Origin of the sequence: Methylobacterium segetis (genome assembly GCF_004348265.1) — a bacterium.
GTDB classification, from domain to species: Bacteria; Pseudomonadota; Alphaproteobacteria; order Rhizobiales; family Beijerinckiaceae; genus Methylobacterium; species Methylobacterium segetis.
The window spans coordinates 64,329-84,827 of the sequence record NZ_SMNT01000007.1; the positions used below are offsets into that span (position 1 = coordinate 64,329).

Sequence of the window (20,499 nt, forward strand, 5' to 3'; positions counted from 1 at the left end):
CTAGCCGTACGCCGCTGCGGCCCGGGCGCTGCCCGGCTCCGCCACGTCGAGGCCCGCCCCGACATACTCGTTGAGCTTGTTGCGCAGCGTACGGATCGAGATGCCGAGAATCTTGGCGGCGTGGGTCCGGTTGCCGAGGCAATGGTCGAGCGTGTCGAGGATGAGATCGCACTCGACCTGGGCCACGGTGCGCCCGACGAGGCCGCGGGTCGCGGCCTCCGCCGTCGCCGCCGCGCGGGCGGCGGGGCCGGCCGCCGCGCCTGCCGCGATCGCCTCGCCCTCCGGCGTCAGGATCGCTTCGGGACCGATCTCGGTGCCGGTCCCGAGGAGAACGGCGCGGTGGATCGTGTTCTCCAGCTCGCGCACGTTGCCGCGCCAGGGATTCTCGCGAACGAGCGCCTGGGCGGCGCGCCCGAGGGGGCGGGCGGGCAGGCCGTTCGCCTCCGCGTATTTCCGGGCGAAGTGCGCGGCGAGTTCCAGGATGTCGGCCGGTCGCTCGCGCAGGGCCGGCAGGCGCAGGTGCACGACGTTGAGGCGGTAGAACAGGTCCTCGCGGAACGTGCCCTTGCGCACCTCCTCGACGAGGTTGCGGTTCGAGGTGGCGAGCACCCGGATGTCGACCTTGACGGGCGCCGAGCCGCCGACGCGGTCGATCACCCGCTCCTGAAGCGCCCGGAGGAGCTTCGACTGGAGGCGCACGTCCATCTCGGAGATCTCGTCGAGCAGCAGGGTGCCGCCGTTGGCCTCCTCGAAGCGGCCGATCCGCCGGGCGACCGCTCCCGTGAAGGCGCCCTTCTCGTGGCCGAACAATTCGGATTCGAGGAGCGCCTCGGGGATCGCCGCGCAATTGACCGACACGAACGGCTTGGCCGCCCGGTTCGAGCGGGCGTGGACGTGGCGGGCCAGGACCTCCTTGCCGGTGCCGCTCTCGCCGGTGATGAGCACGGACGCCTCCGAGCGGGCGACCTGCTCGGCGAGCTTCACGACCCGCTCCATCGCCGGATCGCGCCAGACGAAGCTGCGCCCGTCCGCCGCCACCGCCTCCAGGACCGCCGCGATCAGCTCCGGATCCGGGGGGAGGGGGATGTACTCCTTGGCGCCCGCCTGGATCGCCGCGACGGCCGCTCGCGCGTCGGCGGAGACGCCGCAGGCCACGACCGGCGTGCGGATGCGCTCCGCCTCCAGCGCGGTGACGAGGTCGCGCACCGACAGCCCGACATCGATCATCACGAGGTCGGCGCCCTTGGCGCGCAATGCCGCGAGCCCCTGGTCGACGCCGTCGGCCTGGGTCACCGCGGCCCCCCGGCTCATGGCGATCTTCGAGGCGGTGACGAGCTCGCCGTTGAGCCGTCCGATCATCAGGAGCCGCATCGCGGGCCCTCCATTCTCTCCAGGCGGAAGCGGGGCGGCAGCGCCCCGGCAGGATCAGTGATCGCCCTTGACGATCTCGGTCATGGTGACGCCGAGGCGCTCGTCGACGAGCACCACCTCGCCGCGGGCGACGAGGCGGTTGTTCACGAAGATGTCGATCGCCTCGCCGACCTTGCGGTCGAGCTCCAGCACGGTGCCGGGGCCGAGGCGGAGCAGGTCGCCGATCGGCATCCGGGAGGAGCCGAGCACGGCCGAGACCACGACGGGCACGTCGAAGACCTGCTCGAGGTCGCCCGCGCTCTTGGCCGAGGTCGGCGCCTCGCGGATCGAGCCGCCCTCGAAGCCGTGATCGCCGTCGCTGAGCTGCGGCAGGTTGAAATCGTCGGACATCGCTCGTCTTCGGGATCAGGTGGCGGGATCGGGCGTGAGCCCGAGAGCGTCGAGACAGGCAGCCTCGATGCGGGCACGGTCGCGGACGATGCCGCCATCCGCCCATTCGAGGCGCGCGTCACCGGGCAGGAGGTCGGGCTCGCCGAGGACGACGAGGCGGCCCTCGTAGCCCCGCTCGCGGGCGAGCCCCTTCATCAGGGCCTCGGTCTCGTCGACGAGGGCGTCGTTCACGCGCACCACGAGGTGGGGCACGCCGCGCAGGTGATGGAGCGCCGCACGCACCGCCTCCCCGATCGCCGCGAGGGGCCGCGCGTCGAGGGCGTCGCCGGCGATGCGGGCGGCGAGCAGCGCCGCCACCTCGATCGCCTGCGCCTCGCGCTCGGCATCGCGGGCGTCGGCCTGCGCGAGGAGTCCGGCCGCGGCGAGGCTGAGGCGGGTCAGGGCGTCGGACAGGCGCCCCTGCACCTGCGCCTCGGCCTGGGCGCGACCCGCCTGCACGCCGCTGGCATGCGCGGCGGCCGTGGCGGCGGCGATTTCCTGCGCCGCGGCGGTCGCCGCCGGGCTCGCCTGCGGGCGCCGGAAATCCGTGTCGAACAGGAAGGGCCTAGCGTTCAATAGACCAGCTCCTCCTCGGCGCTGTTCTTGGCGATCATGATCTCGCCCTTCTCCGCGAGGTCCTTGGCGAGCTCAGTCATCTTGGCCTGAGCCTCATCGACCTCCTTCAGGCGGATCGGGCCGATCGAGCCCATCTCGTCCGTCAGGTTCTTGGCGGCGCGGGTCGACATCTGGCTCATGAAGAAGCCGCGCACGCGCTCGTCGGCCCCCTTCAGCGCCCGGCAGAGGGTGTCGTTGTCGATCTTGCGCATCAGGGTCTGGACGCTGCCCGGATCGAGCTTCAGCAGGTCCTCGAAGGTGAACATCAACTCGCGGATGCGCTTGGCCGAGCCGCGATTCGCCTGGTCGAGGGCGGCGAGGAAGCGGCCCTCCGTCTGCCGGTCGAAGGCGTTGAAGACGTCGGCCATCAATTCGTGCGCGTCGCGCCGCGTCGCCTGCGAGATCGTCGAGACGAACTCGACGCGCAGCGTCTCCTCGATGTGGCGGAGCGCCTCCTTCTGCACCGTCTCCATCCGGAGCATCCGGTTGAGCACGTCGATGGCGAATTCCTCGGGGAGGATGGTCAGCACCTTGGCGGCGTAGTCCGAGCGCACCTTCGAGAGCACGACGGCGACCGTCTGCGGATATTCGTTGCGCAGGAAGGAGGCGAGGATCTCGGGGTCGATCTGGGTAAGGCTCGCCCAGACGCGCTTGCCGGAGGCGCCCTTGATCTCGGCCATGATCGCCGAGACCTGGTCGGTCGGGAAGATCTTGAGGAGGAGCGTTTCGGTCCGCTCGAAATTCGAGGTGATGCCGCCGCCCGAGGACAGGCGCGAGACGAAGTCGACGATCAGCTTCTCGACCACCTCCGCGTCGAGGGAGCCGAGCTGGACCATGGCGTGGGAGACCTTCTTGACCTCCTCCTCTTCCAGCATCTGCCAGATCGGCGCGCCCTCGGTCTCGCCGAGGAGCAGCAGCAGGGCGGCCGCGCGCTGGGGTCCGGGCATGGCGGCGAACGCCGTCCCGCCCAGTTGCTCGATCGCCCGCGAAATGTTCGGCCCCGCCGCCATCGTCCTCTACCCCGCCTCCGCTCTCTGGTCTCTCGGTGCGCCGCGTCTCAGTTCTCTTGAATCCAGTTGCGCAGCACCTCGACGGTCTCGGTCGGGCTCGCCCGCACCATGTCGACGACGCGCTGGACCGTCTCCGCCTGCACCTGCCCGTTGATCTTCGCGAACTCGACGAGCCGCGCCGTCGGGTTGTCGCGGGACAGGACCGGCATGTCGACGGCCATCCCCTCCGCCCCCGCGAGGGCCGGCGCGGCCAGGAGGGCGGCCGGTGCCGGCTCCGCCTCGAGCACGCGGCGCAGGAGCGGGCGCACCACCGCCATCAGGACGATCAGCGTCAGGAGCGCGAGCACGCCGAGCTCCACGATCCGCAGCACGTCCTCCTTCGTCGGCGCGAGGAGCGACTGGACGAGGGACGGCTCGGCGAACTCGGCCATGGCCGGCGCTTCGGCGAAGCGCAGGTTGACCACCTCGACCTGGTCGCCACGGCCCTTGTCGAAGCCGACCGCGGTGCGGACCAGGGCCGCGATCCGCTCGATCTCGGCGGCGGGGCGTGGCTGGTAGGCGGCCTTGCCGTCGGCGCCCGGCGCGTAGATCCCGTCGAGGGCGACCGCCACCGAGAGGCGCTTGAGGCGCCCGCCCTCCACCACCTCGGTCTTGGTGACGCGGGAAATCTCGTAATTCGTGGTTTCCTCGGTCTTGTTGGTCTGGTCCTTCTGGGCGGGCGCCTTGTCCTGCTGGTTGGCTCCGGGCAATTCGTTGCCCACGGTGACCTGCCCTTCGGCGCCGCCGGTCAGCGAGGATTCGTTGCGGGTCTGGCTCGAGCGGACGACCCGGCTCTCGGGGTCGAACGTCTCGGAGCGGCTCTCGACCCGGTTCATGTCGAGTTCGGCGCTCACCTGCACGCGGGCGCGCCCCTGCCCGACGATGCCGGCGACGATCTCCTCGATCTGCTGGCGCAGGCGCCGCTCGAGGCCCGATTGCTTCTCCTCGAAATCGGCGCCGGCGCGGGCATCGGCACCGCGGGCGCCGTCGGCGAGGAGCCGCCCGCGCTCGTCGACGATCGAGACCCGCTCCGGCTTCAGCCCCTCGACCGCCGAGGCCGCGAGGTGGCGGATGGCCCGAACCTGCCCGGCGTCGAGATCGCCCATCAGCTTGAGGACGATCGCCGCGCTCGGCGCCTCGCGGTCGCGCTCGAACAGGCGGCGCTCCGGCAGGACGAGGTGGACGCGCGCCGCCTGCACGCGCCCGATCGCCCGGATCGAGCGGGCGAGCTCGCCTTCGAGCGCCCGGAGATGGTTCACGTTCTGGACGAAGTTCGTGGAGGAGAAGGCGTCGCCCTTGTCGAAGATCTCGTAGCCGACGCCGCCCTGCGTCGGCAGGCCCTTGCCGGCGAGATCCATCCGCAGCCGCGCGAGGTCGGCCCGTGGCGCCAGGATCGTCTGGCCGGCATCGCCCCGGGCCTCGTAGCGGATGCCGCGGGCGTCGAGATCACGGATCACCGCCCCCGAATCCTGCATCGAGAGATCGGAGAAGAGCACGCCCATATCGGGGCGCGAGACCCGCAGGATCACGAAGGCGAAGAAGCCGACGAGGGTGAGCGTCACCGCCGCCATCGCCGCGAGCCGCGCCGGTCCCAGCTTCGTCACGAGATCGAGAACCGGCTTCACGACGCGACGCACCCACCCCAAGCCGCGCAGCCGACGGGCCGCCTCCGCTCGGCAAAAGTTGCCCGGTTCGTGGTTAGCGCCGGGTTAACATCCCGCTTCACGGAGCCCGGAACGAGCGAAGCCGCGCCCGGGGAACGGGCGCGGCTTCGGATATCTCTCCCGTGCGCCGGCCCGGGCGGAGCCGTCCGGCGGACGAAGCCTCAGTGACGGTAATGCTGGATGCGCGTGGTGCGCAGACCGGCCAGACCGTGCTGGTCGATCGAGAACTGCCAGCTCAGGAACTCCTCGGTGGTGAGGGTGTATCGCTGGCAGGCTTCCTCCAGGCTCAGGAGGCCGCCCCTCACGGCGGCGACCACCTCGGCCTTGCGACGGATGACCCAGCGGCGGGTCGTGGTCGGCGGCAGATCGGCGATCGTCAGGGGGCTGCCATCGGGCCCGATCACGTATTTCACTCTCGGGCGGTGCGGTTCGGTCATCAGATACGCTCTACACTCGACTGACCTATCGATGACCGACGCTACTTGCGTCCGCTTAAAATATGTTGAAGCGCATCCCTCGGATATGATTCGGTTTTCCCCAGCTATGTGGACAACTCGGATGATATCGACCGTACGCTCGACACGGGAACCCGCGACGCGCCGATCGTGAGGACCGGCTCGCTGCCGCTGAGATCGACGCCATCGACCCGTCCGCTCACCGCCGTATCGACGGTCACGCTCTGACCGGTCGCGTCGAACGCGTCGATCTTCAGCGTGTACTGACCCTCGGTCGCGGACAGCCCCGCCGAATTGCGCCCGTTCCAGCTGAAGGTCTGCGAGCCGGCTGTGAGGGCCTTCGTCTGGGTTCCGACGACGTTGCCCTTCGCGTCGAGGATCGTGATCGTCGCTTTCGAGACCGCGCGGGCCGGGGTCAGGTTCCAGGTCGCCGCCCCGTCCTTGAGCTGCGCGGTCTTGCCGTCCGAGGTCACGGTCTGGCCGATGAAGCTCGTGGCCGAGGCGGCGCTCGCCGCCTTCGCATTACTCAGGATGGAGTCGAGCCGGTCGTTGCCCTTCAGCTGCTGCTCGACCTGCGCGAATTGCACGAGCTGCTGCGTGAACTGGTTCGTGTCCATCGGGTCGAGCGGGTTCTGGTTCTTGAGCTGCGTGGTGAGCAGAGTCAGGAACTGCGTGAAGTTGCCCGCGATCTGCTGCGAGTCGGTCTTCGTGCCGCTCGCGCTCGACGCGGCGGCACTGGTGGTCGCGCTGCTGATGGCGGTGGCCATGGTCGTCTCCTCAGATCCGGATATCGAGGCCGCCGAGGCCCCTCAGGCTGCGCAGGGGCGCCGCGTCCAGGGCGCGGATCTCGGGATTCTCCGCGAAGGCCTGGGCGCCGCGGCGCTGCCCCTCGCGCTGCTCAGCGCCGGAGCCCGGCTGCCCGTCTCCGCGCAGCGACAGGTTGATGCCGCCCTCGCTCGGGTCGAGGCCGGCCTGGGTCAGGGCCTGCTGCAGGCCGTTCGCGTCCCGCTGAAGCATGGCGAGCGTCTCGACGCGTTCGACGACGAGATGCGTCGTCACCGTGCCGCGCTCCTTGTCGATCTCGAGCCGCACGTCGACACGCCCGAGTTCGGCCGGGTCGAGGCGGATCTCGAACTGGCTCGATCCCCCGAGGGACCGCAGGCCGATCGTCATCGGCACCTGCCCGATCGATACGGGAGGGGAGGGAGGTTGGGCCGCGGCCTTCTCGGCGCCCTGTGCGGCGTGCGCGGGAGCGCCGGATGCCGCGGCCTCCCTTCCCAGGATCTTGGGATCGGCCGGCGGCGCCGGCGGCAGCGTTGCCGCGAGGTCCGCAGAGAAATCGAGCCGGTTCGCATTGGCCTCGGTCTCGGTCGCGGCCGGCACCACCTCGGCGGAAGCACCGGCACGGCGCGCGCCTTGAGCGGCAGCGTTCGCGGCGGCTCCGAGCTTGGCCTCGGATTCGAGGCCGGGCAGGTTCGGCCCATTCAGGCCGTCCGCGGTCGCGGGTCGAGGGGCTTCCAGGCCTTCCCCGGTCGGCTCCCTCGAGCCGGCACCGTCCTGGCCGGGCGCTAGACGCGTCGGGACCGGCGGCGCCTGGAGCGCGGAGAGGAGCGTGAGCAGGCCGCCCGCTGGCTGGCCCGTGTCCTCGTCGGCCGCTTCCTCATCGGCCGTCTCGGTCTCGTCCTGTGGAATCGCGATTTCGGCCAGAACCTGCGCCTCGACCACCGCCTCGCCCAGGCCAGCGGGTGGCGCCTGTGCGGCGGCGGACGCCTTCGCCGTCATCGGCGCGATGGGAGCATCCTGCCCTGCGCCCGCTTGCGGGGCGGCCGGGCGCGGCGCGGCCTCCGCGCCCCGGCCGGCACGCGCCGGAGTTCCAGTAGCGGCTGTCGGCGCGCGATCGGCGGAGGCCGCCTTGGGCCGCCCGGGCTCGAGGTCCCGGCGCGTCGTGGCCTTGGGATCGCCCGCACGGTCCGCGGCAGGCCCTTCGGCCCGCCGAGGCGTCTCGCGAACCGCCGGACGCTCGCGCAGGCCGAGATCGAGGCTGAAGCGCTCCCGCGCCGGCGCGCTCGTGCGCGCCTGACGCAGGTCCTGCGTCGCGCCCAGCGACGGCCGGCGCGCCGTCGCATCCATCAGATCTGCTGCCGTGAAGCCCATGCCACACTCCCTGGGCCAGGCAACAGCAAGCGGCAGGCCACTGGCCCGCCTCTACAAACCTTTAGAAAATCAGGGTATTTTCCCCGGCAACGGACATCCCGACGGTCGCACCGGGCCGAAGCTGCCGCCCGTTGGGCACAAATTGCCGGTCCCGTCGACCTCTCGCCCGCTCCCTGGAACTTGCCGGCGACAGTCACTATAGATCCCCGCAGGCAGCGCACGGGTCGTGCGCGCCGACGAAACTTGGCCCGATGAACACGCTCGACCTTCCGAAGCCCCCACACGAGACGCGCGTCGTCGTCGCCATGTCGGGCGGCGTCGATTCCTCCGTCGTCGCGGGCCTTCTCAAGCAGCAGGGCTACGACGTCGTCGGCATCACGCTGCAGCTCTACGATCACGGTGCCGCGACCCACCGCAAGGGCGCCTGCTGCGCCGGCCAGGACATCCACGACGCCCGTCGGGTGGCCGAGCGGCTCGGGATCCCGCACTACGTCCTCGATTACGAGGACCGTTTCCGCGACGCCGTCATCGATCGCTTCGCCGAGAGCTATCTCGCGGGCGAGACGCCGATCCCCTGCGTCGAGTGCAACCGCTCGATCAAGTTCCGGGACCTGCTCGCCACCGCCCGCGACCTCGATGCCGACGCGCTCGCCACCGGGCATTACGTGGCGAGCCGGCCCCTGGCGCTGGGATCGAGCCGGCGCGCCCTGTACCGCGCCCTCGATCCGGCTCGCGACCAGAGCTACTTCCTCTACGCGACGACGCCCGAGCAGCTCGACTTCCTGCGCTTTCCCCTTGGCGAGTTGCCGAAGGACGAGACGCGCCGCCTCGCGCGCGAGCTCGGGCTCGCGGTCGCCGAGAAGCCCGACAGCCAGGATATCTGCTTCGTGCCGCAGGGACGCTACGCCGACGTGATCGCGCGGCTGCGCCCGGATGCGGCGCGCCCCGGCGAGATCGTCGATGCGGGCGGACGTGTGCTCGGCCGGCACGAGGGCATCATTCACTACACGGTCGGCCAGCGCCGGGGACTGCGTCTCGCGGTCGGCGAGCCGCTCTACGTGATTCGCCTGGAGCCGGAGACCGCGCGTGTCGTGGTCGGCCCCCGCGCCGCGCTGGCGACGAGCCGCATCCGTCTCGACGCGGTGAACTGGCTGGGCGAGGGGCCGCTGGCGAACCTGGCCGACGAGCCGGTCGCCGTCCGCGTCCGCTCCACCCGCGAACCGCGGCCGGCCACGCTCCACCACGATCCCGCGTCGGGCATCACGGAGGTGATCCTCGTGACGCCGGAGGACGGGGTCTCTCCGGGGCAGGCCTGCGCGATCTACGCCGACGATGGACCGCGCGCCCGCGTCCTCGGCGGCGGCACCATCCGGCGCATCGACGCGTTGCAGGCAGGCGCCGCCCGAGCGGCCTGACGATCCGATCCCCAGAACAGGAAGCCGAGAGCACATGCTGAGCGAGCCGCAGGCGGCCGGGCCGAGCACCGCCCTGATGCGCAAGGCCTACGCCCGCTGGGCGCCGGTCTACGACGTCGTCTACGACAAGCTCACGGAGCCCGCCGCCCGCGCCGCCGTCGAGGCTGCCGTCTCCCACGGGCCGCGCATCCTGGAGGCCGGCGTCGGCACGGGCCTGTCGCTCGGCTACTACCCCGCCGGCAGCTTCGTCTGCGGCGTCGATCTCTCCGAGGACATGCTGAGGCGCGCCCGCCGCAAGGTGCAGCGCCGGGGCCTCTCCCAGGTGCGCGGCCTTCAGGTGATGGACGTCTGCCGCCTCGGCTACGCCGACGCGTCCTTCGACGCCGTGGTGGCGCAATTCCTGATCACGCTGGTGCCGGACCCGGAGGCGGCCCTTTCCGAGTTCCTGCGCGTGGTGCGGCCGGGCGGCGGCATCGTGCTCGCGAATCATTTCGGGCAGACGGAAGGGCCTGTCGCCCGCGTCGAGGAGATCGTGGCACCCCTCTGCACCAAGATCGGCTGGTCGTCGGACTTCAAGTCGACCCGGATCGAGGCCTGGGCGCGGCGCAACGGCGTCGAGTTCATCGGCGTCGCGCCGACCTTCCCGGGGGGATTCTTCAAGATCTTGCGGATGCGCAAGGCCGGCTGAGAGCGGTGGGGCCGCAGCCCTCATCGGGGCGGGCACGCCGAGGCGCGGTCCTCCGCTGGCTGCCGCTGGCGATTCTCGTGTTCGCCTCGCTCGCCGTTCTGGTCTCGGGCGCCTACCATCTCCTCAGCCTCGACCGACTGCTCGCCTCGCGCGCCTGGCTGCAGGGCTTCGTCGAGGCGGACCGGTCCCGCGCGATCGTCGTGGCCGGGCTCGTCTACGTCTGCGCGGTCGTGCTCTCGGTGCCCGCCTCGCTCGTCCTCACCATCATCTGCGGGTTCCTGTTCGGCATCGTCACCGGCGCGCTTCTCGCCGTCGCATCGGCGACGACGGGCGCGGCGATCGTGTTCTCGATCGGGCGCGGCCCGGCGGCGGACCTGCTGCGGCGGACGGCCGGGCCTCGGCTCAGCCGCCTCGCCGAGGGATTCCGGCGCGACGCCTTCGGCTACATCGCTTTTCTGCGCCTGCTGCCGATCTTCCCGTTCTGGATGACGAACCTCGCGCCGGCCGCCTGCGGCGTGCGGCTGCGGACCTTCGTCCTCGCCACGATGTTCGGCCTCCTGCCCGGCGCCTTCGTCTACGCCGCGACGGGGGCGGCAATCGAGGACGTGGTGGCCGCCCACGAGAGCGCGAAGGCCGCCTGCCGCGCCGCCGGAACCCTCGCCTGCGACGAGGCCCTGGCCATCTCGGCCCTCGTCACCCCGAAGATGGTGGCCGGGCTCGGCGGCCTTGCAGTCTTCGCCCTCATCAGCGTGGTGCTGCGCCGCCGTTTCCGGCCCGACGACGCGCCGCGGACGATGTGATACCGTCGCAGGACGGTATTGGGCTCGGATCGCCCGACTAATCACAACCCTGAGGCATGGTCTAATCGTACCATCAACCTCCGGTTATACCAGTAGAGGGCGCTCTGATCGGGTTCGGCCCTGGTCCTGCCAAGCTGGCCTCTCGACGCCGCGCTTGAGGACGCGTACGAAGGTCGGGGTTGATCTGTCATTTGTTTGCGGTCGAGCGCGACTCGATTTCGCGCGGGCCACGACGGACGGCGCGCATCTCAGGCAGTCCCGGGGCGCCTCGGCCAAGAGGCGCCGACAAGAGCAGGATCAGGATCCACAGGGATCGGGATGGGCGTGAGTACGAGTTCGGAGACCGAGACGGCGCCGATCCTCGGCTCGGGCGCCGAGGTCGCACCGGCCGCGCCGCGCGGGCTCGGGCGGCATTTCGGTCTGTCCGGCCGCCTGTTCCTGATCACCGTCGCCTTCGTCGCTGCGGCCGAGATCCTCATCTACGTGCCGGCGGTCGCGAATTACCGCCTGGGCTGGCTCTCGGACCGGATCGCGGCCGCGCAGGTGGCCGCCACGGTGCTCGATGCGTCTCCGGGACAGCCGGTCTCGGAGGATCTCGCCCGGCGCCTGCTCGGGGGGGTCGGCGCCCGCGCCATCGTGGTGAGCGGCGGTGGCACCCGGCGCCTGCTCTCCAACGCCGCGATGCCCGAGGCCGTCGTCGAGACGGTCGACCTGCGCGAGGATTCCTGGTGGGAATCGATCCACGGGTCCTGGCGCACGCTGATCGCGCCCGGCGAGGAGCCGCTGCGCGTGGTGGGCCAGGGCCGCGACGGCTTCGACGTGGTCGAGATCCTGATCGACGAGGCGCCGCTGCGCGCCGCGATCGTCGATTTCTCGATCCGCCTCCTCCTGTCCTCGCTGATCATCGCGGCCGCGGCGGCGGGCCTCGTCTTCATCGTGCTGCAGCGGGTGATCGTCGCGCCCGTGCGCCGGCTCGCCCACAACATCACCGCCTTCGCCGACGATCCGGAAAGCCTGGAACGCGTGATCGCGCCCTCGCGGCGCACCGACGAGATCGGCCATGCCGAGACGGCGCTGGCGAAGATGGAACAGGCGCTCGCGGGGGAATTGCGCGAGAAGCGCCGGCTGGCCGAACTCGGCCTCGCGGTGAGCAAGATCAATCACGAGCTGCGCAATCTCCTCACCACGGCGCAACTCCTCGTCGACCGCCTGGAGGGCGCCGCCGATCCGACCGTCCAGCGCGTGGCGCCCCGCCTCGTGGCGACCCTCGGCCGGGCGATCCGCTTCTGCGAGGCGACGCTCGCCTACGGCCGGGCGACGGAGCGTCACCCGCAGCGCCGCCTCGTCCTGCTCGGACCGATCCTGGCGGAGCTGCCGGAGCTTGCCGGCCTCTCCACGGATTCGCGCGTCTCGGTGCGCGAGCAGGTTCAGCCCGGCCTTCAGATCTGCGCCGACCCGGAACAGCTCTCGCGCGCGCTCACCAACCTCGTCCGCAACGCGGTCCAGGCACTCGATGCCGCGGGAGCGGGCCGCGAGGCGCCGGAAGTGCGGGTGACGGCCTCGCGCCATGGCGGCGTCGGCTCAGGGTTCGTGACGATCCTCGTGGCGGATAACGGGCCGGGCCTGCCCGAGCGGGCCAAGGCTCACCTGTTCGCGCCCTTCCAGGGCTCGATGCGCGCCGGCGGCACCGGCCTCGGCCTCGCCATCGCCGCCGAGCTCGTCCAGCTCAACGGGGGGACCCTGCGCCTCGAGGACGGAGTGCCCGGCGCGAGCTTCCGCATCACGGTGCCCGATTGGATCCCCGGCCCGACGGAGGCCGCTTAAGGCCCGCTCACTCGGCCGCGGCGAGGGTGATCCCGGGCACGGGCACGCCGATGTCGCGCAGGAGTTCGGCGTCGGAATCCGTCTCGTTGTTCGCGGTCGTCAAGAGGCGCTCGCCGTAGAAGATCGAGTTCGCACCGGCGAGGAAGCACAGGATCTGCGCCTCCCGGGTGAGCCCGCGGCGGCCGGCGCTCAGGCGCACCCGGGCGCGGGGCATCACGATGCGGGCGGTGGCACACATGCGCACGAGGTCGAGCGGATCGACCGGCGCCTGCCCCTCCAGGGGCGTGCCCTCGACGGCGACGAGAGCGTTGATCGGCACGCTCTCCGGATGGGGCGCATGGTTGGCCAGGACCTGCAGCATGGCGGCGCGGTCCTTCACGCCCTCGCCCATGCCGACGATGCCCCCGCAGCAGACGCCGATGCCGGCCTCGCGCACGTTCTCCAGAGTCCGCAGGCGGTCCTCGTAGGTCCGCGTCGAGATGATGTCGCCGTAGAAGTCCGGCCCGGTATCGAGGTTGTGGTTGTAGGAGGTCAGCCCCGCCTCGGCGAGGCGCTGCGCCTGGCTCGGCGTCAGCATGCCCAGCGTCACGCAAGCCTCCATGCCGAGGCCGCGCACGCCCCGCACCATGGCGAGCACGGCATCGAATTCCGGCCCGTCCTTCGGCTGGCGCCACGCGGCACCCATGCAGAAGCGGTGGGCGCCGGCAGCCTTGGCGGCGGCCGCCTCCTTCAGCACGGCGTCCACCGGCATCAGCCGCTCGCGCGCCAGCCCAGCGCCCTTGTGGTGGGCCGATTGCGGACAATAGGCGCAATCCTCGGGGCAGCCGCCCGTCTTGATCGAGAGCAGGCTCGCCCGCTGGATGTCGGCCGGGTCGTTGTGGGTCCGGTGCACCTCGGCCGCCCGGAAGACGAGATCGAGCAGCGGCAGGTCATGGATCGCCTGGATCTCGGCGACCGTCCAGTCGTGCCGGATCGCGGGGTTCGGGGAAGCGGGCAGGGGGGCCGGAGACAGCGTCATGGCCCCATCGAGCGGAACTCGGCCGGAAAATCAAGCCGCCCCGGCCGCATCCCTCACCGCACGGGCACGCGCCGCGCCAACTCCCCTCAGTTCGTCGGTTCGCCAGCCGCGACCTTGGCCGTCCAGTCGTCGAAGGCGACGACCTCCTGGCGCTGCTCGCCGAGACCGTCGATGCCGAGCGTCACCACGTCACCGCTCTGGAGGTAGCGGGGCGGCTTGCGCCCGAGCCCGACGCCGGGCGGCGTGCCCGTGGTGATGACGTCGCCGGGCTCCAGCATCATGAAATGCGAGAGGTAGGCGACGATCTGCGGCACGTCGAAGATCATCGTCCCCGTCGAGCCCGTCTGCATCCGCTCGCCGTTCACGTCGAGCCAGAGATTCAGGTTCTTGAGGTCCGGCACCTCGTCGAGGGTAACGAGCCAGGGGCCGAGGGGCCCGAAGGTCGGGCACCCCTTGCCCTTGGTCCAGGTGCCGCCGCGATCGAACTGGTACTCGCGCTCCGAGAGATCGTTGCAGACGCAGATCCCGGCCACGTAGTTCAGCGCCTCGTTGGCGTGGACGTAGGAGGCCCGAGTCCCGATCACGATGGCGAGTTCCACCTCCCAGTCGGTCTTCGCGGAGCCCTTCGGCAGGATCACGGGGTCGTTCGGTCCGGACAGGCAGGACGGCGCCTTGTTGAAGACGATGGGCTCGGCCGGGATCGGAGCCCCGGTTTCCTCCGCATGGTCCGCGTAGTTGAGGCCGATCGCGATGAAGTTGCGGGTGCCACCGACACAGGGGCCGAGCCGCGTCTCCGGGGGCAGCAGCGGCAGCGTCTCCGGGTCGATCAGGCGCAGCCGGTCGAGCGCTGCGGGCGCCAGGGCCGCCCCGCACAGGTCTCGGAGCACGCCCGAGAGGTCGCGAAGCTCCCCGTCCCGGTCGATCAGGCCAGGCTTCTCGTCACCGATCTCACCATGACGCACCAGCTTCATCGCACACGCCCTCCGAACCCGATCGTGACTCCTGGCGGAGCCAAGTGGTTCCCGCATCGGGCCGGTCAAGCGAGGTCTGTGGGGGCCAGGTTTCGGGATGTTGCGCAAACCACACATGCCCTGCACAAAAACGCAGAACCCGGCGTTTCAGCGACCGCGACCTGCATAATCATGCAGAAGGTTTAGATGTGAACGAATCTCGCCATTGCGCGAATCCTCACTATCGATTAGCAATTTTTTCGCACTGTCCGTGTATTCGTATAGTATAGTTGCGTTCGTAACCGCACACAACGCGGGATTGCGAAGTCTCGCCGCGCAGGGCAATCTTCGTTTTAAGGCGTCGTGCCCGTTCTGGGGACGGGACAATCGAGCGCCGCAAACAAGGCTGGGACGACCATGATGGGGAATCTGCGCGCGCTCGCGCTGGCTGGTGTATCGGGGGCGGTGCTCGCCCTCGGAGCGGGAGACGCGATGGCGGGTGCCTTCGGCATCCGGGAACAGAGCACGATCGCGGCGGGCCTGGCGGATGCCGGTGCCGCCTCCGGCGCCGGCGGCGTCTCGTCGATGTTCTGGAACCCCGCCACGGTGACGATGCGGCCGGGCTGGGTCAGCGAGCAGAACTTCACCTTCATCAACCTGTCGGGCGACATCCGCACGCAGCCGGGCACGACGCCGGGCTTCGCGGCGCTCGGCGATTCGGGCGACATCGGGCAGGGCGCGGTCGTGCCCTCCGGTGCGACCTCCTACCAGCTGAACGACCGGCTCTGGGTCGGCCTGCAGACCGGCGCGCCGTTCGGCCTCGTCACCAAGCCGAATCCGGTCTGGGCCGGAGAGGTCTATGCCCGGTCGAGCCGCATCTTCTCGCTGAACATCAACCCGGTGATCGGTTACAAGGTCAACGAGTGGCTTTCGGTCGCCGCCGGCCCGACCTTCGAATACTTCAAGCTCAACTTGAAGTCGGCATTTCCGTTCAGCCCGCTGATTCCGCCCGCCAACCTGCCGACCGCCATCCTGAAGGGCGAGTCCTGGGGCGTCGGCTTCACGGCAGGCGTGCTCGTCACGCCCTGGGCCGGCACGCAGGTCGGCGTCGGCTACCGCTCATCGGTCAATCACGGCATCGAGGGCCTGCTGCTCCTGCCGCCGATCAACCCGCTCATTGCGCCGAGAACCGCCGTCAAGGCGATCCTCGACACCCCCGACAAGGTCAGCTTCGGCATCACGCAGGCGCTGAGCCCGGTCGCGCGTGTGAATTTCGGCTTCGAGTGGGACAATTGGTCGAGGCTCGGCGTGGTCCCCGTGCGCTCGCTCGTCACGGGCGCGGCCGTTCAGGCCCTGCCGCTGAACTACAAGGACGGCTTCACCTACTCGGTCGGCGCCGAGTACGACTGGTCGCCGGCCCTGACCCTGCGCGCCGGCGTGTCCTACGAGGAATCCCCCATCGATTTCTCGAACCGCTCGGCCCGTCTGCCCGACGCCGACCGCGTGAACGTGGCCATCGGCGCGAGCTATCGCTGGAGCGAGAAGCTGACGCTCAACGCGGCCTACTCGCACCTGTTCGTCGATCGCGGCCGCCTGCTCGCTGGACCGGGCCGGGACTACGACAGCCGCTACATCGCCGCGCCCGCGATCCCGATCACCTTCGCGGGTGTCGCCGACGGCAGCGCCGACATCGTGTCGGTGGGCTTCCGCTACGTCTTCGGCGAGCCGGCCGCGCCAATCGCGGCCACGCCCCTGGTGCGCAAGTACTGAGAACGCCGGGATCGACGTGCAACACGCATCGCCTCGCCTGAACGGGCGAGGCGATGCGGCTTAGAGAGCGCCCTGCGGCACCGGCAATGTCCGCCGAGGCTCGCCCGGCAAGGCAGAGTTCTGCCGTCCGTCACGCCTTCATGCGGACGTAGGTGCCGGGCGCCGGCCCGAGTGAGGGGAGGGCGCCGCTGCCGGGCTTGCGGGCCGGCACGCGTTCGGGCGCCTGCTTCTCCAGCCACGCGAACCAGTAGGGCCACCAGGACCCCTTGGTCTCGGTCGCCGCCTCGATCCAGTCCTCCAGGCGCCCCTTGGCGGGGCCACCGGTCCAGAAGCCGTATTTCGGCTTCGCAGGCGGATTCACGACGCCCGCAATATGGCCGGAGCCCGCCAGCACGTAATCGACCTTGCCGCCGAACCGGGCCGAGCCCTCGAAGACCGAGCGGGCGGGCGCGAGGTGGTCCTCGCGGGTCGCGAGGTTGAAGACCGGCACCTTCACCTTCTTCAAGTCGAGGCGCACGTTGCCGAGCACCATCTTCCCCTTGGAGAGGTTGTTCTCGAGGTAGCAGTTGCGCAGATAGAAGGAGTGGTTGGCCGCCGGCATCCGGGTGGCGTCGGCGTTCCAGTAGAGAAGGTCGAAGGCCATCGGCGCCTTGCCCTTCACGTAATTGTTGACGATGTAGGACCAGATCAGGTCGTTCGGCCTCAACATGTTGAAGGCGTTGGCCATGCGCGAGCCGTCGAGATAGCCGCGCTGCTTCATGTGCGCCTCGATGCCCTGGATCTGCGGCTCGTCGGCGAACACTTTCAGGTCGCCCGCATGCGTGAAGTCGACCTGGGTGGTCAGGAGCGTCGCGCTCTTGATGCGCCGGTTGCCGGTCGCCGCCTGCATGGCGAGCGTCACGGCGAGCAGCGTGCCGCCGACGCAGTATCCCGCCGCGGCGACCTCGGTCTCGCCGGTGGCCGCACCGATCGCGTCGATCGCCGCCTCGATGCCCTCCCGCATGTAGCTCTCGAAATCCTTGTCGGCGTGGCGCTCGTCCGGATTCACCCAGGAGATGCAGAACACCGTCAAGCCCTGCGAGACCATCCAGTTGATCAGGCTCTTCTGAGGGTTCAGATCGAGGATGTAGAACTTGTTGATCCAGGGCGGGACGATCAGGAACGGGCGCTTGAGCACCGTCTCGGTCTGCGGTGCGTACTGGATCAGTTCCATCAGGTCGTTGCGGAACACGACCTCGCCCGGGGTGACGGCGACGTTGACGCCGACCTCGAAGCCCGACGGGTCGGTCTGGCGCACCCGCAATTCGCCCTTGCCCGCCTCGATATCCTCCGCGAGCATCTTCAGCCCGCGCACGAGATTGGCGCCGTTCTCCTCCAGGGTGTGCCGGATCAGCTCCGGGTTCGTCATCACGAAATTCGAGGGCGAGAGCGCCCCGGTAATCTGCCGCAGGTAGAACTGCGCCTTGTGGCGGGTGTGTTCGTCGATCCCCTCCGCCCGCTCGACGAGGCCCTCCGCCCAGCGCGAGGTGATGAGGTAGCTCTGCTTGAGGAAGTCGAAGACCGGGTTCGTGGACCATTCTGCGTGGGCGAAGCGGTTGTCCTTCGGCTCGGGCACGGCGACGGGCGGCGGGTTCTCGCCCTGCATCCGAAACCACGTCGAGCCCCAGAGATTGACGAAGGCTTCGCTCAGCGCCGTCTGCGCCTCCAGCGTCTTCTGCGGGTCGGAGAGCCACTTCTCGGCCACCGTGCCGAGCGTCTTGACGACGTCGCCGACCTCGTCGGACCCGCCCGCCTTCGCGCCATCGCCGTCGAGGGGCTTGAAATAGGTGGCGGCGGTCCGGCCGAACTCCTCGACGAACAGGCTCGCATTGCGCGACAGAGCCTCGAAATCGGGCATCTGCGCCGGCGTCTTGTGCTCCGTCACGCGCTTGTCTCTCCCTGTCGCCGCGGGGTTCCGGGTCCCGCGACACGCTCGCCCGCCGCGACTGTTCCGGGGGCCTCGTTTCCGACAAATTAACGCTTCACCTCAAAGTTTCGCCAGCCCGCCGGATCTGTTTACCGCTACAGAAAGCCCATGGACTCAGCCCGACACGTCCTGCGCGCCCTCGCCGTCGCCGGGACGGCGCTGACGGCGGCCTGCTCGGCCGACACGAGCCCGCTGCGTCTGGCGGGATCCGAGCCCAAGCCGGTGACAACGCCCGACTTCGTCGCCCAGTCCCGCACGGGTGGGGATTACCTGCCCGTGGGCGTCTCGGCGCCGCGGCGGCCGGTGCGGGCGAAATCGGCCGAGAGCCAGAAGGCCCTGGAGGCCGAGCTCGAAGGCGCCCGCAACCGCAACGAGGCCCGCGGGCGCGCCGCGGAGGGCGCCGCCAAAGGTGCGGGCAAGGGGGCGGGCATGGGGGCGAGCCAGGGGGCCGGCCCCGAGTGACAATTTTCGGGTCGGCGGACGCACCCCGAGGTGCTAGACAGGCCGATCCCGCTGTTCGATGACGCTGCACGCGCGAATCACACGGGACCCGCGCCGATGGACAACGCGAAGATCATGACCGACTTCCACCGCATCAAGAGACTGCCGCCCTACGTCTTCGAGCAGGTGAACCGGATCAAGGCCGCCGCGCGCGCCAACGGCGCCGACATCGTCGATCTCGGCATGGGCAATCCCGACCTGGATGCCCCGCGCCACGTCATCGCCAAGCTCGTCGAGACCGCCGGACGCCCGCGGACCGATCGCTACTCCGCCTCGAAGGGAATCGCCGGCCTCCGGAGGGCGCAGGCGGCCTATTACCAGCGCCGGTTCGGCGTGAGCCTCAACCCCGACACGCAGGTCGTCGCGACGCTCGGCTCGAAGGAGGGCTTCGCCAACATGGCGCAAGCCATCACGGCGCCGGGCGACGTGGTGCTGGTGCCGAACCCGAGCTACCCGATCCACGCCTTCGGCTTCCTGATGGCGGGCGGCGTGATCCGCTCCGTGCCGGCCGAGCCGACGCCGGCCTTCTTCCCGGCCGTCGAGAAGGCGATGCAGCACTCGATCCCGAAGCCGGTGGCCCTCGTCGTCTGCTACCCGTCGAACCCGACGGCCTACGTCGCCTCCCTCGATTTCTACCGGGACCTCGTCGCCTTCGCGAAGCGGCACGAGATCATCATCCTGTCGGACCTCGCCTACGCGGAGGTCTATTTCGACGGCGAGCCGCCGCCCTCGGTCCTGCAGGGGCCCGGCGCGATCGACTGCACGGTCGAGTTCACCTCCCTCTCGAAGACCTACTCGATGGCGGGCTGGCGGATGGGCTTCGCGGTGGGCAACGAGCGCCTGCTCGCCGCACTGACACGCGTGAAATCCTACCTCGATTACGGCGCCTTCACGCCGATCCAGGTGGCAGCGACGGCCGCGATCAACGGCCCGGATTCCTGCATCGCGGAGATGCGCGCGATCTACAAGAAGCGGCGCGACGTCATGATCGAGTCCTTCGCCAAGGCCGGCTGGAAGGTCCCTGCGCCCTCGGCCTCGATGTTCGCCTGGGTGCCGATCCCCGACCGGTTCAAGGAACTCGGCAGCCTCGAATTCTCGAAGCTCCTCGTCGAGAAGGCCGATACGGCGGTGGCGCCGGGGATCGGCTTCGGCGAGCACGGAGACGAGTACGTCCGCATCGCCCTCGTGGAGAACGAGCAGCGCATCCGTCAGGCCGCGCGCAACATCCGGCGCTTCCTGGAGACGTCGGACCGCACGCTCCACAACGTGTTGCCGATGGCCAAGGCCGTCTGAACGGATCGGGCATCGGAACGCCGCTCGATCATGTTGCGGCGGGGCGACAGGCGGCGGCAAAGCGGGGCCGTACGGTCATCGGCGCTTGTCAGGCGCCGGTCCCGTCCGCAAGGCTCAGAGCGATTGTTTCGCCACCTGCGTCCCGAGGGTTGCATGCGCCGCCTGAACCTGCTCGCCGCCCTCCTGCTCACGGGCGCCGCCGGCGCCTGCGCGCCCAACCCGATCATCGCCCGCGACCCGGTTCCCGCGCCGGGACCCGAGGTCGGCTACGTCTGCGATTCGCGAGCCCTCGTCCTCAACGCCTTCCAGACCCAGTGCGACCCCGTCGCCCGGGAGCCGCAGGTGGTCCTCCGCTCGAAGGGCTGAGGCGCTGGGACCGAGCCGTCGGGGCGCTCGCCGCACCGGACGGAGCGGCCGGAAAGCCCATCTCACCGGCCATCAAGCGGGACGACCGGCCCCGTGCACGGAGACCACGCGTGACGATCATCCGCCCCCTCTTCGCCGCCTGCCTTCTCGGCCTGCCGCTCGCCGCCCCTC

At 70.2% G+C, this 20,499-nt stretch carries 19 protein-coding genes; 8 read left to right on the plus strand and 11 right to left on the minus strand.

Annotated features, from left to right (window positions below):
* The 8 genes from flbD to E1J50_RS03350 form a co-directional block, all read right to left on the minus strand.
* Positions 1–1,371: a sigma-54-dependent transcriptional regulator FlbD gene (gene flbD / locus E1J50_RS03315; protein ID WP_132250377.1), complete on the minus strand. Its 1,371-nt coding sequence runs from the start codon at positions 1,369–1,371 to the stop codon at positions 1–3.
* 54 nt (positions 1,372–1,425) lie between these two features.
* The gene (gene fliN, locus E1J50_RS03320) at positions 1,426–1,761 is read right to left on the minus strand and encodes a flagellar motor switch protein FliN (RefSeq protein WP_132250379.1); all 336 of its coding nucleotides are present in this window, start codon (positions 1,759–1,761) and stop codon (positions 1,426–1,428) included.
* Positions 1,762–1,776: 15 nt separating this feature from the next.
* Positions 1,777–2,376, minus strand: coding sequence for a FliH/SctL family protein (locus E1J50_RS03325; RefSeq protein ID WP_132250381.1), 600 nt, complete (start codon positions 2,374–2,376; stop codon positions 1,777–1,779).
* A complete protein-coding gene (locus E1J50_RS03330; RefSeq protein WP_132250383.1) occupies positions 2,373–3,425 on the minus strand; it encodes a flagellar motor switch protein FliG in 1,053 nt (350 codons plus the stop codon). The genes E1J50_RS03325 and E1J50_RS03330 overlap by 4 nt, the downstream gene beginning before the upstream one ends.
* Positions 3,426–3,472: 47 nt before the next feature.
* The gene (fliF, locus tag E1J50_RS03335) at positions 3,473–5,089 is read right to left on the minus strand and encodes a flagellar basal-body MS-ring/collar protein FliF (RefSeq protein ID WP_132250385.1); all 1,617 of its coding nucleotides are present in this window, start codon (positions 5,087–5,089) and stop codon (positions 3,473–3,475) included.
* A gap of 200 nt (positions 5,090–5,289) precedes the next feature.
* Positions 5,290–5,565, minus strand: a complete 276-nt coding sequence (gene sciP / locus E1J50_RS03340; RefSeq protein ID WP_055885701.1) for a CtrA inhibitor SciP — start codon at positions 5,563–5,565, stop codon at positions 5,290–5,292.
* Positions 5,566–5,669: 104 nt separating this feature from the next.
* Positions 5,670–6,350 (minus strand): flagellar hook assembly protein FlgD, encoded by a 681-nt coding sequence (locus E1J50_RS03345; RefSeq protein WP_132250387.1) that lies wholly within the window; start codon positions 6,348–6,350, stop codon positions 5,670–5,672.
* 10 nt (positions 6,351–6,360) lie between these two features.
* Positions 6,361–7,737 carry a flagellar hook-length control protein FliK gene (locus tag E1J50_RS03350; protein WP_132250389.1) on the minus strand — a complete coding sequence of 459 codons (1,377 nt, stop codon included), beginning with the start codon at positions 7,735–7,737 and terminating at the stop codon, positions 6,361–6,363.
* 251 nt (positions 7,738–7,988) lie between these two features.
* Here E1J50_RS03350 and mnmA point away from each other — a divergent pair, with 251 nt between their 5' ends.
* The 4 genes from mnmA (at position 7,989) to E1J50_RS03370 (ending at position 12,464) form a co-directional block, all read left to right on the plus strand.
* On the plus strand, positions 7,989–9,152 hold the full coding sequence (gene mnmA, locus E1J50_RS03355) for a tRNA 2-thiouridine(34) synthase MnmA (RefSeq protein ID WP_132250391.1): 1,164 nt from the start codon (positions 7,989–7,991) through the stop codon (positions 9,150–9,152).
* 34 nt (positions 9,153–9,186) lie between these two features.
* Positions 9,187–9,840: a class I SAM-dependent methyltransferase gene (locus E1J50_RS03360; RefSeq protein WP_132250393.1), complete on the plus strand. Its 654-nt coding sequence runs from the start codon at positions 9,187–9,189 to the stop codon at positions 9,838–9,840.
* On the plus strand, positions 9,837–10,640 hold the full coding sequence (locus E1J50_RS03365) for a TVP38/TMEM64 family protein (protein ID WP_207919142.1): 804 nt from the start codon (positions 9,837–9,839) through the stop codon (positions 10,638–10,640). Before E1J50_RS03360 ends, E1J50_RS03365 begins: the two co-directional genes overlap by 4 nt.
* Before the next feature lie 318 nt (positions 10,641–10,958).
* Positions 10,959–12,464, plus strand: a complete 1,506-nt coding sequence (locus E1J50_RS03370; protein ID WP_132250397.1) for a sensor histidine kinase — start codon at positions 10,959–10,961, stop codon at positions 12,462–12,464.
* 7 nt (positions 12,465–12,471) lie between these two features.
* Here the strand turns inward: E1J50_RS03370 and bioB are convergent, their stop codons facing one another.
* Together bioB and E1J50_RS03380 are read right to left on the minus strand one after the other, a co-directional pair.
* Positions 12,472–13,482 carry a biotin synthase BioB gene (gene bioB / locus E1J50_RS03375; RefSeq protein WP_132250399.1) on the minus strand — a complete coding sequence of 337 codons (1,011 nt, stop codon included), beginning with the start codon at positions 13,480–13,482 and terminating at the stop codon, positions 12,472–12,474.
* 86 nt (positions 13,483–13,568) lie between these two features.
* Positions 13,569–14,453, minus strand: coding sequence for a fumarylacetoacetate hydrolase family protein (locus E1J50_RS03380; RefSeq protein WP_132250401.1), 885 nt, complete (start codon positions 14,451–14,453; stop codon positions 13,569–13,571).
* Between the two features lie 396 nt (positions 14,454–14,849).
* On the opposite strand from E1J50_RS03380, the gene E1J50_RS03385 reads away from it, so the two are divergent.
* Entirely contained in the window at positions 14,850–16,202 is a 1,353-nt protein-coding gene (locus E1J50_RS03385; RefSeq protein ID WP_132250403.1) for an OmpP1/FadL family transporter, read from the plus strand.
* A gap of 130 nt (positions 16,203–16,332) precedes the next feature.
* On the opposite strand, the gene E1J50_RS03390 is transcribed toward E1J50_RS03385, so the two are convergent.
* Positions 16,333–18,099, minus strand: coding sequence for a PHA/PHB synthase family protein (locus E1J50_RS03390; protein WP_132250423.1), 1,767 nt, complete (start codon positions 18,097–18,099; stop codon positions 16,333–16,335).
* A 177-nt stretch (positions 18,100–18,276) separates the two neighbouring features.
* Here E1J50_RS03390 and E1J50_RS03395 point away from each other — a divergent pair, with 177 nt between their 5' ends.
* The 3 genes from E1J50_RS03395 (at position 18,277) to E1J50_RS03405 (ending at position 20,328) form a co-directional block, all read left to right on the plus strand.
* Positions 18,277–18,630 carry a hypothetical protein gene (locus tag E1J50_RS03395; RefSeq protein WP_132250405.1) on the plus strand — a complete coding sequence of 118 codons (354 nt, stop codon included), beginning with the start codon at positions 18,277–18,279 and terminating at the stop codon, positions 18,628–18,630.
* A gap of 114 nt (positions 18,631–18,744) precedes the next feature.
* Complete coding sequence (locus tag E1J50_RS03400; protein ID WP_132250425.1) at positions 18,745–19,962, plus strand: LL-diaminopimelate aminotransferase; 1,218 nt, start codon at positions 18,745–18,747, stop codon at positions 19,960–19,962.
* Positions 19,963–20,115: 153 nt separating this feature from the next.
* On the plus strand, positions 20,116–20,328 hold the full coding sequence (locus E1J50_RS03405) for a hypothetical protein (RefSeq protein WP_132250407.1): 213 nt from the start codon (positions 20,116–20,118) through the stop codon (positions 20,326–20,328).
* The last annotated feature ends 171 nt before the right edge of the window (positions 20,329–20,499 follow it).